This is a genomic window from Corynebacterium variabile, assembly GCF_006539825.1.
GTDB classification, from domain to species: domain Bacteria; phylum Actinomycetota; class Actinomycetes; order Mycobacteriales; family Mycobacteriaceae; genus Corynebacterium; species Corynebacterium variabile.
Genome location: NZ_BJNT01000009.1, coordinates 137071 through 151993, shown reverse-complemented (window position 1 = coordinate 151993; position 14923 = coordinate 137071). Strand labels below are relative to the sequence as shown.

The 14923-nt window shown below is 67.6% G+C and carries 13 protein-coding genes and 1 tRNA gene; 11 read left to right on the top strand and 3 right to left on the bottom strand.

Features of this window, described 5'->3' with window-relative positions; all coding sequences use genetic code 11:
• Positions 1-13: 13 nt before the first annotated feature.
• Positions 14-1468, bottom strand: coding sequence for a threonine synthase (gene thrC / locus CVA01_RS06970; protein WP_073884259.1), 1455 nt, complete (start codon positions 1466-1468; stop codon positions 14-16).
• A gap of 70 nt (positions 1469-1538) precedes the next feature.
• Between thrC and CVA01_RS06965 the strand changes: the two genes are divergently transcribed.
• A complete protein-coding gene (locus CVA01_RS06965) occupies positions 1539-2471 on the top strand; it encodes a diacylglycerol/lipid kinase family protein (RefSeq protein WP_073884260.1) in 933 nt (310 codons plus the stop codon).
• Positions 2472-2477: 6 nt separating this feature from the next.
• On the opposite strand, the gene CVA01_RS14900 is transcribed toward CVA01_RS06965, so the two are convergent.
• The gene (locus tag CVA01_RS14900; protein ID WP_158307496.1) at positions 2478-2615 is read right to left on the bottom strand and encodes a hypothetical protein; all 138 of its coding nucleotides are present in this window, start codon (positions 2613-2615) and stop codon (positions 2478-2480) included.
• Between the two features lie 156 nt (positions 2616-2771).
• On the opposite strand from CVA01_RS14900, the gene CVA01_RS06960 reads away from it, so the two are divergent.
• The 3 genes from CVA01_RS06960 to CVA01_RS06950 all read left to right on the top strand — a co-directional run bounded on the left by CVA01_RS06960 (position 2772) and on the right by CVA01_RS06950 (position 4467).
• A tRNA-Lys gene (locus CVA01_RS06960) sits at positions 2772-2847 on the top strand.
• Positions 2837-3673, top strand: coding sequence for a metal-dependent hydrolase (locus CVA01_RS06955; RefSeq protein ID WP_244938187.1), 837 nt, complete (start codon positions 2837-2839; stop codon positions 3671-3673). The genes CVA01_RS06960 and CVA01_RS06955 overlap by 11 nt, the downstream gene beginning before the upstream one ends.
• Positions 3670-4467: a glycerophosphodiester phosphodiesterase gene (locus CVA01_RS06950; RefSeq protein ID WP_141329592.1), complete on the top strand. Its 798-nt coding sequence runs from the start codon at positions 3670-3672 to the stop codon at positions 4465-4467. The genes CVA01_RS06955 and CVA01_RS06950 overlap by 4 nt, the downstream gene beginning before the upstream one ends.
• On the opposite strand, the gene CVA01_RS06945 is transcribed toward CVA01_RS06950, so the two are convergent.
• Positions 4445-4759 carry a hypothetical protein gene (locus tag CVA01_RS06945; protein ID WP_141329590.1) on the bottom strand — a complete coding sequence of 105 codons (315 nt, stop codon included), beginning with the start codon at positions 4757-4759 and terminating at the stop codon, positions 4445-4447. The two genes, CVA01_RS06950 and CVA01_RS06945, sit on opposite strands and share 23 nt — an antisense overlap.
• A gap of 202 nt (positions 4760-4961) precedes the next feature.
• Here CVA01_RS06945 and aspS point away from each other — a divergent pair, with 202 nt between their 5' ends.
• The 7 genes from aspS (at position 4962) to CVA01_RS06910 (ending at position 14915) form a co-directional block, all read left to right on the top strand.
• Complete coding sequence (gene aspS / locus CVA01_RS06940) at positions 4962-6764, top strand: aspartate--tRNA ligase (protein WP_014010042.1); 1803 nt, start codon at positions 4962-4964, stop codon at positions 6762-6764.
• Positions 6765-6794: 30 nt separating this feature from the next.
• Entirely contained in the window at positions 6795-8018 is a 1224-nt protein-coding gene (locus tag CVA01_RS06935) for a phosphotransferase (protein WP_141329588.1), read from the top strand.
• Between the two features lie 5 nt (positions 8019-8023).
• Positions 8024-9397, top strand: coding sequence for a replication-associated recombination protein A (locus CVA01_RS06930; RefSeq protein WP_170209719.1), 1374 nt, complete (start codon positions 8024-8026; stop codon positions 9395-9397).
• A gap of 48 nt (positions 9398-9445) precedes the next feature.
• The gene (alaS, locus tag CVA01_RS06925; RefSeq protein WP_141329586.1) at positions 9446-12181 is read left to right on the top strand and encodes an alanine--tRNA ligase; all 2736 of its coding nucleotides are present in this window, start codon (positions 9446-9448) and stop codon (positions 12179-12181) included.
• Positions 12182-12194: 13 nt separating this feature from the next.
• A complete protein-coding gene (ruvX, locus tag CVA01_RS06920; RefSeq protein ID WP_014010038.1) occupies positions 12195-12731 on the top strand; it encodes a Holliday junction resolvase RuvX in 537 nt (178 codons plus the stop codon).
• Positions 12732-12817: 86 nt separating this feature from the next.
• Entirely contained in the window at positions 12818-14002 is a 1185-nt protein-coding gene (gene mltG, locus CVA01_RS06915) for an endolytic transglycosylase MltG (RefSeq protein ID WP_141329583.1), read from the top strand.
• Positions 13992-14915: a shikimate dehydrogenase gene (locus tag CVA01_RS06910; RefSeq protein WP_174775614.1), complete on the top strand. Its 924-nt coding sequence runs from the start codon at positions 13992-13994 to the stop codon at positions 14913-14915. The genes mltG and CVA01_RS06910 overlap by 11 nt, the downstream gene beginning before the upstream one ends.
• Positions 14916-14923: the final 8 nt, after the last annotated feature.

Sequence of the window (14923 nt, the reverse complement as noted above, 5' to 3'; positions counted from 1 at the left end):
GGGGGAGAAGGTACTAGACCTGCACGTCGGCGATGGAGGTCCGGATGAAGTCCTTCACCGTGTCGACGTCATTGGGTAGGTCGGTGACGTGCCGGTCAGCCGAAAGGATGTCGCGGAACCGCTCCGGGGTCATCGCCTCCGGCTCGGAACCGATGGACTCTCGGATGGTGCCGGCGAACTTCACCGGCAGCGCGGTCTCCAGGCAGATGACCGGGGCAGCGTCCGGGTGGGTGGTGAGGTAGTCGCGGGCGACCTTCACACCGTCAGCGGTGTGCGGGTCGACGAGTACTCCGGCGGACTCCCAGCAGTACCGGATGGTGTCGAGGCGGTCGGTGTGTGTGGAGGAGCCCGAGGCGAAGCCGTAGACCTTGTCCACCTCCGGGAAGGCAGGGTCTGCGGCCAGGGAGAACCCGCCCTGCTTCACCTGGGTGCCGAAGAGGTCGGCGGTGCGGGCGGCATCGCGTCCGAGGACATCGAAGATGAACCGCTCGAAGTTCGAGGCCTTGGAGATGTCCATCGACGGGCTGGAGGTCGCCAACGTCTCAGCGGAGGTACGGACGCGGTAGTCGCCGGTACGGAAGAACTCGTCGAGGACGTCGTTCTCGTTGGTCGCGACAATGAGCCGGTCGATCGGCACACCCATCTGCCGGGCGATGTGGCCGGCGCAGACATCACCGAAATTGCCGGTCGGCACGCAGAACGAGACCTTTTGCTCCACCGAGTCGGTGGCACGGATCCAGCTGGAGACGTAGTAGACGACCTGGGCCATCAGTCGTGCCCAGTTGATCGAGTTGACCGCACCGATGTGGTACTCGGCCTTGAATGCGGCATCCCCGGAGACACCCTTGACGATGTCCTGGCAGTCATCGAAGACACCGTCAAGGGCGATGTTGAAGATGTTGGGGTCGTCCAGGCCGAACATCTGTGCCTGCTGGAAAGGCGTCATCCGGCCGGCCGGGGTGAGCATGAACACCCGGATGCCGGCGCGTCCGCGCATGGCGTACTCGGCCGAAGACCCGGTGTCGCCGCTGGTCGCGCCGAGGATGTTGATGGTCTCGCCGCGCTGGCGCAGCACGTATTCGAACAGCTCACCAAGCAGCTGCATGGCCATGTCCTTGAAGGCCGCGGTGGGCCCCTCGGACAGGTGGGCGATCTTCACACCCGGCTCCAGGTCGGTGACCGGGACGATCTGCGCGGACGCGAACTTCGGCGTGGAGTATGCCCGGGCGGTGATGCCCTTGAGGTCCTCGACGGGGATGTCGTCGATGAACAGCGAGACGACCTCGGCGGCGAGAGTGGCGTAGCCCTCGTTGTCGAGAACGGAACGCCACCGGTCCAGCGTCGCGGCGTCCACCGACGGGTACTCCTGCGGCAGATACAGACCGCCGTCGGGGGCCAGTCCGCCGAGCAGGATATCGGTGAAATCGACGGGCGTGGCCTGCGCATCGCGCGTGGAGATGTATTTCATGGCCCCCAGCCTACCGAGTGCGTCACCCGTTCCCGATGTGCCCCCGGTAACATCGTCGCCTGTGCGAGTCATGCTGATCACCAACCCCTACGCCACCTCCACCACCGAGGAAGGACGGGAAGCCCTCACCGGGGCGCTGACGCAGCGCTACGACGTTGAGGCGGTGCCTACGACACACCGCGGACACGCCGCGGAACTCGGGGCCCGGGCTGCCGAAGAGGGCTTCGACGCCGTCGTCGTCCACGGCGGTGACGGTTCCGTCAATGAGACGGTCAACGGCCTGCTCGGGGCTCCGGACCGGACCGACCGTCCCGCTGCGGACGACCTTCCCGCCATCGGCGTGGTGCCCGGCGGTAACGCCAATGTCTTCGCCCGGGCGCTGGGTGTCGACCGGCGTTCCGACCGTGCTGTGAACCAGATCTTCACGGGGCTGGACAGGGGGTCCCGCCGCACGGTCGGGCTGGGGCACGCGCTCAACCGGTGGTTTCTGTTCAACGCCGGGATGGGGATGGACGCCATCGTCATCCGGCGGATGGAGGAGCAGCGCGCGGCGGGGAAGAAGGTGACGAACCTGAGGTACGTGACGACGGCCGTGTCGTCGTTCCTGTCGAAGAAGTACCCGTCGCCGACGTTCACGGTCGAGGTACCGGGTCATCCGGCAGTCGAGGGTGCGCGGTTCGGGTTCGTCAGCAACGCCAGTCCGTGGACCTATCTGGGGCCCCGGGCGATCCGGACGAACCCGGGCACCGATTTCGACCACGGACTGGGTATCGCTGCGGCGACGTCCCTGTCGGCGTCCCGCAACCTCGTGCTGGGAGCGCAGTTGCTCGCCGGATCCGCCGACCCCCGGGCGGCGCACCTGTTCCGGGACGATGACGTCGACCGGGTCGTCTTCACCAGCAGCGAGCCGGCGGACGTGCAGATGGACGGGGACTACGTGGGGATGCACCGGTCACTGGAATTCGGGTGCGTCCACCATGTGCTGGACGTGGTCTGCCCGTAGGTCGGATCAGGGCTGGTAGTTGGCGGCGGCGTCCGGGACGATCGCGTCGAGGATGCGGCTGACGACGTCCCAGTTGTTGAAGGCGGCCATGTCCGTACGGCCGAGGGTGTCGTTGATGAGCGAGATGATCGAGTTGATATCCATGCATGTCACCATAACAGTGGCACGGCAGCTGTGCGATACCAGTGATACTGGTGTGACTGGTGGGATTTACGAACCGTCGTTGACCAGCCAAATTGCCTCGGCGTGAATCAGCGCCTATAGTATCCATCCGTTACCGGCGATAACCGGCGGACACGCGCGTCATTAGCTCAATTGGCAGAGCAGCTGACTCTTAATCAGCGGGTTCGGGGTTCGAGTCCCTGATGACGCACCACACCACCCCCGACCAGGGATTCCTGGTCGGGGGCTTTCCGTATCCGGCAGAGGGGGAGAAGACCGTGGTCCAGGGGCCGACCCACGCGATGTCCGGTGCCGCCGCCGGACTTGCCCTCGCCACGACACTGCCCGTCTCCTGGGGCGGGGCCACGACCACCGCCGAGATTCTCGCCTACACCGCTCTGACCGCCGGTGCGGCACTGTTGCCGGACCTCGACGCCCCCGGATCCACCGTCGCCCGTACCTTCGGCCCGGTCACCGGACTGCTCGCCCGTGCCGTGGCGTCGGTCAGCGTCCTCGTCGTGAATGTCACCGGCACCAGGAAGGACGCGAGGATCAGCGGCGGTCACCGCACCGCCACCCACACCCTGTGGTTCGCCCTGCTCGTGGGATTCCTGGCCTGGAGTATCGGAGGTGCCTTCGGGGACAACGGGATGGTCGGCATGCTGGTGTTCTTCTCCGGACTGGCGCTACGTGGACTGTTCCCGCGGTGGGCGAAGGAGAGGGCGGGGCTGGTCGTGGTAGCTGTCGCCGTCGGGCTGGGTGTCGCCGCCTACGAGACCGTCCCGGCCCTCCACACACCCCTGATGCCGGCGTCCGCGGTGACCGCAGGAGTTCTCGTCCACCTGGCGGGGGACATGCTGACGAAATCCGGTGTCCCGTTGACCTCGCCGGTGATCCCGCGGGGCGGGAAGCGCTGGTGGAACTGGACGCTGCCCGGCGCCGTCACCATCCGGACCTCCGGAGTGTGGGACCAGGCGCTGCTGCTGGTCTTCACAGGTCTCGCCACCTGGCAGCTCTACCTGGTACTCAGGGGGCTGTGACGCCTGCACCGCCCCCGACCCCCACCGACATCCACATCGACGGTCGCGTGATCCGGTTGAAGTGGCACCGGGCCCGTCGTACCGCCACGGACGCGCCGTTCACTCCCGGCCGCATCGTAGAGGGGCTGGCATGCGGGGCCAGTGTGGAGATCGATGTACGTACCGGTCCGGGCGGGGTGCCGCTGATCCGGCATGATCCGCTGCGGTGGTGGCGACGCGTCCGGCCTGTGAACCTGATGCCACTGTCCGTGATCGGGGAGGAGCTGGGCAGCCGGGGTGTCGTGGAGCTGCCGGCCGAGGCCCGACTCCAGTTGGACATCAAGGACACCGCACGGGTGCTCACGACCGATGTCGCGCAACAGATCTCTGCGGCCGTCAACTCCTTCGCCGACGCAGTCATCGTCTCCGGCAACGACCCGGTGGCCGTCGCCCGGATCGCGAAACAGGATCCCCGCACAGCGACCGGTCACGACCCGTGCACCCGGTCCGCGGTGCGCCGGCTGCGCCGGACCGGGGACGTCGACGGTTTCGTCTCGGCGGCGCTGGAGGCGGACCGGGCAGCCGGGATCATCTACCTCGATCACCGGATCATCCTCGCACTCGCGGCGACAGGGAGGGACATCGTGGCGTCCTTCCACGCCGCCGGGCGGCAGGTGGACGCCTTCACCCTCACGGGTCCGGATCCGGAGACGCTGGGGCAGGCCCGCGCGCTGATCGACCTCGGGGCCGACCAGATCACCACCGACGATCCGGAGGGGATGTACCGGGCCCTCAGATCCGTCCCGCGTACTTGAGGTCACTGCCCAGGCGGGCCAGCAGCAGTCCGATGACGGAGAGCATGCTGATGATCGCGGCACCGACACCGGTGATCCAGGAGTCCGATTCGCCGGTGGCCAGGCCGTAGACGATCGCACAGACCGCGACGACGGCGGAAACCACGAGGACCACCTGGTTGATCACCCAGAAGTAGCGGTAGACGTCGCGCTTGTCCAGGGGAGTGACAATCGTGTCCTCGACGGTGACCTGATCGGGGATACCGTCGGAATCGCGACGGCGGGGCGTGTTCTCGGAACTGTTCTCGGACATACCCCTACGGTAGTTGGTCTGCGGCGGTGACTGTGGTGACGGGGCAGGGGCACACCCACCCCCGACTCGCGCGGGGCAGGGGGAGTAAGGTGGGCGTCCGACATGCGTGCAGGGCGCCCGGCGATCCCGGGACCTGTGCGGGTAACACCGGGGAGGCCGACTTCGCGCCGCCCTTCAACCTCATCCGAAAGGACAACGCGACGTGCTGCGGACGCATCTGTGTGGCGACCTTCGCTCCGACGACACCGGAAAGGAGGTCACTCTCACCGGGTGGGTCGCCCGTCGGCGTGACCACGGTGGAGTGATCTTCATCGACCTGCGTGACCGTTCCGGGCTCGCCCAAGTCGTCTTCCGCGAGAACGAGGTCGCCGAGCGTGCCCACGATCTGCGCAGCGAGTACTGCCTCAAGGTCACCGGCATCGTCGAGGCCCGCCCGGAGGGTTCCGAGAACCCCAACCTCGCCTCCGGTGCCATCGAGGTCAACGTCTCCGACCTGGAGATCCTCAACGAGTCCACCGCACTGCCGTTCCAGATCGAGGACACCACCGGCGGCGAGGTCGGCGAGGAGACCCGCCTCAAGTACCGCTACCTGGACCTGCGCCGTGAGCGGCAGGCCCACGCCCTGCGCCTGCGGTCCAAGGTGAGCCAGGCCGCCCGCGGCGTCCTGTCCGGTGAGGACTTCACCGAGATCGAGACCCCGACCCTCACCCGCTCCACCCCCGAGGGTGCCCGCGACTTCCTGGTGCCGGCGCGTCTGCGTCCGGGCAGCTTCTACGCCCTGCCACAGTCCCCGCAGCTGTTCAAGCAGCTGCTCATGGTCGCCGGCATGGAGCGCTACTACCAGATCGCGCGCTGCTACCGTGACGAGGATTTCCGCGCCGACCGTCAGCCGGAGTTCACCCAGCTCGACGTCGAGATGAGCTTCGTCGACCAGGATGACGTCATCGCCCTGGCCGAGAATATCCTCACCGCCGTGTGGAAGGAGATCGGTTACGACATCCAGACCCCGATCCCGCGGATGACCTACGCCGAGGCCATGGAGAAGTACGGCTCCGACAAGCCGGACCTGCGCTTCGACATCCAGATCACCGAATGCACCGAGTTCTTCAAGGACACCTCGTTCCGCGTCTTCAAGGCCCCCTACGTCGGTGCCGTGGTCATGGAGGGCGGCGCCTCCCAGCCGCGCCGTACCCTCGACGCCTGGCAGGAATGGGCCAAGCAGCGCGGTGCGAAGGGCCTCGCCTACATCCTCGTCGGCGAGGACGGTACCCTGACCGGCCCGGTCGCCAAGAACATCACCGACGCCGAGCGTGAGGGCATCGCCGCCCATGTCGGCGCCAAGCCGGGCGACTGCATCTTCTTCGGTGCCGGCGAGGTCAAGCCTTCCCGCGCCCTGCTCGGTGCCGCCCGCGGCGAGATCGCCGAGCGCCTCGGCCTCATCAAGGAAGGCGACTGGGCCTTCACCTGGGTCGTCGACGCCCCGCTGTTCGAGCCTGCCGCCGACGCCACCGCCTCCGGCGACGTCGCCCTCGGCCACTCCACGTGGACCGCCGTGCACCACGCCTTCACCTCTCCGAAGCCGGAGTGGATCGACTCCTTCGACGAGAACCCGGGCGAGGCCACCGCCTACGCCTACGACATCGTCTGCAACGGCAACGAGATCGGTGGCGGCTCCATCCGTATCCACCAGCGCGATGTCCAGGAGCGCGTCTTCGCCGTCATGGGCATCTCCGAGGAGGAGGCCCGGGAGAAGTTCGGCTTCCTCCTGGATGCCTTCGCCTTCGGCGCCCCGCCGCACGGCGGCATCGCCTTCGGCTGGGACCGCATCGTGTCCCTGCTCGGCGGTTACGAGTCCATCCGCGACGTCATCGCCTTCCCGAAGTCCGGTGGCGGAGTCGACCCGCTGACCGAGGCCCCGGCCCCGATCACCGCCCAGCAGCGCAAGGAAGCCGGCATCGACGCCAAGCCGAAGAAGCCGGAAGCCGCCGCGCCGGCCGCCGAGTAGTTCTACCGACCACCTGCGTAAGGAACCGCCGTGCTGAGTATCGACACCGTCCTGGAACGGGCTGCCCATCTGCTGGGCCGCCGGTTCGGGGGTACCCCGGAGCTCACCCACCCCGAGGACCTCGGGGGATCCAGTGATTCCCTGGTCCTTCGTGCGAAAGTGACCCCGAATCCCTTCCTCCAGGAGCGGTCCCTCGTCATCAAGCAGCTCCCCGCCGTGGCGGAAGGCACGCCGGAGGAAGCGGAGGCGAATGCGGCGATGATCCGCGAGGTCGTCGCCTACCAGTACACCAACACCCTGCCGTCGGAGAACCGGCCCGGTCCGTTGCTGCTCGCCCACGACATCGACGAGCGCATCATCGTACTCTCCGATGCCGGTACCGGGGAGAGTTTCTCGGACATCCTCATCATCGAGGATGCCGAGCGACGGGCCTCCGCCCTGCGCAAACTCGGCCGTGCCCTGGGTCGGATGCAGGTCGCCACCGCCGACGGTGAGGAGTCCTTCGACACCCTCAACCGCCGCCAGTATTCGCGACACGACCTGCCGGCCGAGCAGGCCGGAGAGCGTGACGTCGATATCGCCGCCTTGGTCGCGCAGGGTCTCGACCTGCTGCGCAGCAGCGGAGTGCAGATCAGCGACACGGTCGCGGAGTTCGCCGAAGAGGCAGGGCTCCGGCAGTCCCGTTCCCGGCTCCGGGCCTTCAGCCCCTTCGACCTCACCCCGGACAACATCATGCTGTCCGATCAGGTCGTCTTCCTTGACTTCGAGTGGGCCGGTTTCCGCGACATCGTCTTCGATGTGGCCTGCGTGATCGCCGGATTCCCGCACGACATCAGCACCCCGCTGCTCGACGAGGAGGAGTCCGCGGAATTCGTCGAGGCCTGGTCCTCCGAGGTTGTCTCGGTGTGGCCGGATGTGCGTGACCGTGAGCGCCTCACCTACGCTCTGATGACATCGCTCATCGCGTGGGCGCTGATGAGTCTGTCGCTGCTCTACCACGGCACCCTCGCCGTGATCGAGGACGCGGAGTCGGCCTCCGACGGTGCGCGCAAGCTCGAGCGTCTGCCTGAGACCCATCTCGCGGACTTCGCGACGACCGTCGAGTCCGTCCGCAGCTACGCCACGGCTGCCTCGGAGCAGGACGGCGGTGACTCCCGTTACGGAGACGTCGCCGCTTTCGCCGAGGCCGTGCTGACCCGGCTCGCCGAGCTGGGGGCTGTCCCGCAGACCCGCACCGACATCCGGTCGCGCTGAGTCCCGTGGACGACGGTCTCTTCGACGTCGGGCAGTCGGCGGCCGGGACCGGCGACCCGGTGCCGCCGTCGCGCTCGGCGGACGCCTACTTCCATCCCGGGGCCCATGCCCCGCTGGCGGTGCGGATGCGTCCGCGCACCCTCGACGAGGTCGTCGGTCAGTCGCATGTTCTGGGGGAGTCCTCACCGCTGCGACGTCTCATCGATGGACGCGGTGAATCCTCCGTCATCCTCTACGGTCCGCCCGGCACCGGGAAGACGACCGTGGCGTCCCTCATCGCCGGTGGCTCCGGACGCCGTTTCGAAGCGCTCTCCGCGCTGAACTCCGGGGTCAAAGAGGTCCGTTCGGTCATCGCGGACGCCCGTCGACGGCTCGCCGACGGGATCCCCACCGTGCTCTTCATCGACGAGGTCCACCGGTTCTCCAAGACCCAGCAGGACGCCCTGCTCTCCGCCGTGGAGAACCGGACGGTGCTGCTTGTCGCCGCGACCACCGAGAACCCGAGTTTCTCGGTCGTCGCCCCGCTGCTCTCGCGCTCTCTGCTGGTCCAGCTCAAGCCTCTGGAACCGGCCGACATCTCCACGCTGCTGCGTCGGGCGATCGAGGACCCGCGCGGCTACGACGGGAAGATCACGCTCACCGACGAGGCCTGCGACCGGCTCACCGCCCTGGCAGCCGGCGACGCCCGACGCGCCCTGACCTACCTGGAGGCCGCCGCCGAGTCCGTCGAGGACAGTGGCGGCGAGGTCACCGTCGACGTCGTCGCCCGCTCCACCGACAAGGCGGTGGCCCGTTATGACCGGGACGGTGACCAGCACTACGACATCGTCAGCGCCTTCATCAAGTCCATCCGCGGCTCCGAGCCGGACGCCGCCCTGCACTACCTGGCGCGGATGATCGACGCGGGGGAGGACCCCCGGTTCATCTCCCGCCGGCTCGTCGTCCACGCCTCCGAGGACATCGGGATGGCGGATCCGACCGCCCTGCAGGCTGCCGTGGCCGCCCACCAGGCGGTCAGCTTCATCGGCATGCCGGAGGGACGCATTCCGCTGGCGCAGGCCACCGTCCATCTCGCGACCGCGGCGAAGTCCAATGCGGTGATCACCGCCATCGACGCCGCCCTGGCGGACGTCCGCGACGGGAAGGGCTCTGTGGTTCCGCCGCACCTTCGCGACGGGCACTATTCGGGGGCGGAGGGCCTCGGCAACGCCGTCGGTTACCGTTACCCCCACGAGGACCCGCGCGGCGTCCTCACCCAGGACTATCTGCCCGACGACCTGTCCGGCGCCGTGTACTACAACCCCACCGACCATGGTCGGGAACGTCAGATCTCCACCACCCTTGACACCCTGCGTGGGATAGTCCGCGGCGGCAGGTAGACTCTTTCCCGGTAAAGCCCCGAGACAAGCAAGAAGGTTGCCAACACCGTGCAGACGCATGAGATCCGTGAGCGATTCATCAACCACTACGTCAAGGCCGGTCACGCAGAGGTGCCCAGCGCCTCGCTGATCCTCGACGATCCGAACCTGCTCTTCGTCAACGCCGGCATGGTGCCCTTCAAACCCTACTTCCTGGGCGAGCAGAACCCGCCGTTCCCCAACGGCACCGCCACCTCCATCCAGAAGTGTGTGCGCACCCTCGACATCGAGGAGGTGGGCATCACCACCCGCCACAACACCTTCTTCCAGATGGCCGGCAACTTCTCCTTCGGCCAGTACTTCAAGGAAGGCGCGATCAGCCACGCATGGTCGCTGCTCACCGACCCGGTCGACGAGGGCGGATTCGGGCTGGACAAGGACCGCCTCTGGGTCACCGTCTACCTCGACGACGACGAGGCCGCCCAGATCTGGCACGAGAAGATCGGTATCCCCGAGGAACGGATCCAGCGCCTCGGCATGGCCGACAACTACTGGTCGATGGGCGTCCCCGGCCCGTGCGGCCCCTGCTCGGAGATCTACTACGACCGTGGCGAGGAGTACGGGGAGTACGGCGGACCGGTCGTCGACGACACCCGCTACATCGAGCTGTGGAACCTCGTGTTCATGCAGAATGAGCGCGGCAAGGGCATCGGCAAGGACGACTTCGAGATCGTGGGCCCGCTGCCCAAGAAGAACATCGACACCGGTATGGGTGTCGAGCGTGTCGCCTGCATCCTCCAGGGCGTCGAGAACGTCTACGAGACCGACCTCCTCGCCCCGGTGATCAAGGTCGCCGAGGACCTCACCGGCGCGACCTACGGCCGCAGTGAGCAGCTCATCAAGGCCGGCGACACCGAGTCGGCCGACTACCACGCCGCGCACACCGACGACATCCGTTTCCGCGTCATCGCCGACCACTGCCGTACCGGCCTGATGCTCATCCTCGACGGGGTCACCCCGGGCAACGAGGGTCGCGGTTACATCCTGCGTCGCCTGCTGCGCCGTATCATCCGTTCCGCCCGTCTGCTGGGTGCCACCGGTGTGACCATGGAGAAGCTCATGGACACCGTGCGTTCCACCATGACCCCGTCCTACCCGGAGATCGCCGACAACTGGGAGCGTATCCGCGCTGTCGCGGTGGGCGAGGAGACCGCCTTCCTCAAGACTCTCGAATCCGGCACCCGTCTGTTCGAGACTGTCGCCGCCCAGGTCAAGGGCTCGGGCCTGACCGAGCTGAGTGGCGACGCCGCGTTCTCGCTGCACGACACCCACGGCTTCCCGATCGACCTCACCGTCGAGATGGCCGCTGAGTCCGGTCTGACCGTGGACAAGGAGGGCTTCGACGCCCGCATGGCCGAGCAGAAGGCCCGCGCCAAGGCCGACAACCGTGCCAAGAAGCACGACCATGCCGACGTCGCCGTCTACCGGCCCTTCGTCGACAACCACCCGACCGTCTTCCTCGGCTACGACAGCACCGAGGCCGAGGGATCGATCCTCGGTATAGTCGCCGGGGGCGCTCTCGTCGAGCGGGCCGGCGAGGGGCAGAAGGTCCAGCTGATCCTGGACCAGACCCCGTTCTACGCCGAGGCCGGTGGACAGCTCGCCGATCGCGGCCAGATCACCGGAACCGGTGGCGCGGCGACCGTCGACGACGTGCAGAAGACCGGTAAGAAGGTCTGGCTGCACAATGTCACCGTCACCGGTGGTGAGTTCGCTGTCGGCCAGCGGGTCACCGCCACCGTCGACCACACCTGGCGGCACAAGGCACGCCAGGCGCACTCCGGCACGCACATGATCCACGCCGCCCTGCGTCAGGTGCTCGGCCCGACCGCCGTCCAGGCGGGCTCGCTGAACAAGCCCGGCTACCTGCGTTTCGACTTCAATTACGGTGAGCAGCTCACCGCCGACCAGCTGCGTCGGATCGAGCTGATCGCCAATGAGGCGGTGGACGCCGACTACCAGGTCAACACCATCGAGACCAGCCTCGACGAGGCCAAGGCGATGGGTGCGATGGCCCTGTTCGGTGAGAACTACGGCTCTGAGGTGCGCGTCGTCGAGATCGGCGGCCCGTTCTCCATGGAGCTGTGCGGTGGTATCCACGTCGAGCACTCTTCCCAGATCGGCCCGGTGGCCGTGCTCGGTGAGTCCTCGGTCGGCTCCGGCGTCCGTCGAATCGAGGCCTACAGCGGTGTGGATTCCTTCCGGTTCCTTTCCGACCAGCACAAGCTCTCCGGTGCTCTGGCGTCCCAGCTCCGCATCCCGTCCGAGGAGCTGCCGGATCGGGTGGAGGCCCTGACCACCCGCCTGAATGAGGCGGAGAAGCGTATCGCCCAGTTCCGCACCGCGGAACTGTCCGCGAAGGTCGGCGACTACCTTCTGCAGGCCACCATGGTCGGCGACATCCGTGTCGTCGCAGCGCGCGTCCCGGACGGTATCGTCGCCGGTGACCTGCGCACTCTCGCCACTGAGGCGAAGTCCCGTGCCGGCTCGGACGCCGGCGTGATCTTCTTCATCTCCTCCGACCCGGAGTCGGGCAAGGTGCCGTTCATCGCCGCCGCCACCGATGCGGCCGTCGCCGCCGGGGTCAAGGCCGGGGACATCATCAAGACCGTCGCGCCCTACGTCGGTGGACGCGGTGGCGGTAAGCCCGCCATGGCCCAGGGCTCGGGTTCAGACGCCGCCGGTATCGACGCCGCCGTGAAGGCTGTCCGCGACATCGTCGCCGACGCCACCGGCGTCAAGTAGGACGCGGGCCGACGTGACTGAGCAGAATCGGCAGCAGCGCCCGGATCCGGTGCCGGACCGTCCCGGTGACGACGACCCGGGTCGAGGCCGCCGCCTCGGTCTCGACGTCGGCACCGTCCGGATCGGGGTGTCCCTGTCCGACCCCGACGGCATCCTCGCCACCCCGCTGGAGACCGTCCAGGCGGACAAGACCAGCGGCGCCTGGCCGGGGGAGGAGTTCGACCACGTGCTCGAGCTCATCGCCGAGAACTTCGTGGTGGAGGTCGTCGTCGGGCTGCCCGTGTCCCTGCGGTCCCACCGCACCCGGTCGACCCGACGGGCGGAGAACTACGCCACCAGGTTGCGCAAGAACCTCGACATCCCCGTCCGGCTCGTCGACGAACGCATGTCGACCATGGCTGCGACGAACGCCATGCATGCGTCGGGAGTGAACCAGAAGAAGGGCCGGTCCCGCATCGACCAGGCCGCTGCCGTGCACATTCTGCAGGGCTGGTTGGATGCCCGGAAGGCATTTTCTGCGCGACACGGCGGGCCAGATAACGATTCGTGATCTTTTTGTGCGAGAATGATCGACTGAGAATGCAGTATCCCCTGTGAGCACTCCCGTGCTCTGGAAAGGCGCGGAGAACTACAGCAATGCCGAGTACAACCTCCATCTCCCCGAGATACCGTCGTCGCCGTCAGTGGTCCATCGCCGTCGGCGCGGCCCTGGTCATCCTGCTGGTCTTCGTCGTCGCCTATGTCTACTGGCAACGCGAGGTCGTCGGAACCAGGGACTACGACGGTGACGGCAACGGCAAGGTCGTCCTGGTGCGCGTCGAGGACGGGGACACCGTCTCCGGTCTCGTCCCACAGCTCCTCGACGACAACGTCGTGGGTTCCAGGTCCGCGATCATCAGCGCCGCTGACCGCGCCGAGCAGGCCGGGGAGTTCCGCGACCTGCAGGCGGGGTACTACGCACTGCAGGAGAAGATGTCGGCGGACTCCGCCCTTGATGCTCTCACCGACGATGAACGTCGGCTGGGTGTCATCGACGTGCCCAACGGTTCGACTCTCGACGACACCGCTGTCGTCGGTGGGGATCCGCGGACCGGCATCCTGTCGATGATCGCCCAGAACTCCTGCCGTGAGGGTCTCACCGACGGGCTCGAGAACTGTGTGACCGTCGACCAGCTCCACGAGGTCATCGCCCGGACCGCGCCGGCCGATCTCGGCGTGCCGGACTGGGCCACCTCCGAGGTCGACGCCCGTGGTGACGACGGTCGCCGCATCGAGGGCCTCATCTCACCCGGCATCCACGTCTTCGACCCGACCGCTGAGCCGCTCGAGATCGTCCGTGAACTGGTGACCTCGTCCGTCACCGAGTACGAGGGCACGGGGCTGGTCGAGATGGCCTCGACCGTCGGACTGACGCCCTACCAGGTGCTCACGGCCGCATCGCTCGTCGAGCGCGAGGCTCCCGCCGGTGACTTCGACAAAGTCGCCCGTGTCATCCTCAACCGCCTCAACGAAGACCAGATGCTCCAGTTCGACTCGACAGTCAACTACGACGTCGACGAGCAGGAGGTCGCCACCACGGATGAGGACCGCGGACGCCAGACCCCGTGGAACACCTACGCCAAGAAGGGGCTGCCGGACACCCCGATCGCCTCGCCCGGTGTGGAGGCGATGCAGGCCGTCGAACGCCCTGCCGAGGGCGACTGGCTCTACTTCGTGACCGTCGACCAGGAGGGCACCACGGTGTTCAACCGGGACTTCCAGGCCCACGAGGACGCCATCGAGGAATCCCGCGCCAACGGGGTGCTCGACAGTGCCCGGTAGTCCGTCCGCCGACGTCTACGACGTCGAGGGCTTCCTCGCTCTCGCCGCCGGGTCCCCGGATATCACCCTCTGCGCGGTACTCGGCCGACCGGTCGCACATTCCCTGTCCCCGGTCATCCACGCCGGCGCCGCACAGGACGCGGGAATCGTCCCCGGTTTCCGGTACGTCCGGGTCGAGGCCGGGGAGGAGGACGAGATCCGGCGTCTGCTCAGCGGCTCACCGGCCTGCGTGGCGGGATTCTCGGTCACCATGCCCGGCAAGCCCCACGCCCTGACCCTCGCTGACGAGGTCACCGACCGGGCCGCCGCCATCGGCAGTGCGAACACCCTGGTGCCGCTGCGAGACAGCGACGGTGCGCAGACCGGACGGTGGCTGGCCGACAACACCGATGTCGTCGGTGTCACGGCCTGCCTCGACGCCGTTCTCGGTGATACGGCGCCGAGTCGTGCCGCCGTCGTCGGCAACGGGGGGACCGCCCGACCGACCGTCGCCGCCTTCGCAGCCCACGGGGTGCACCGGGTGGACGTACTCGCCCGCTCCGACAAGGCGCTCAACCTCAGGGCACTGGTGGAGAGCTACGGGATGGAGTTCTCGTGGAACCGGCTGGACGCTCCGGAGCTCGCGTCCGTGTGTGCCGGATGCGACGTCCTCGTCTCCACCGTCCCGGAGTCTGCGGCCGGTGAGTACACCGACGAGCTTTCCCGGGCCGGCGCGGTCGTCGACGTGATCTACGACCCGTACCCGACCCACCTGCTGACCGAGGCGGTGGCCGCCGGACGCCCCGTCGCCGACGGCCTGCTCATGTTGGCAGGGCAGGGTGCGGAACAGTTCCGGCAGTTCACCGGCGCCACCGCCTCTGCCGGGGCCATGTACGCTGCACTGCAGAAGCACCTCGGGCTCCGCGGCCGGTGAACCTGGCT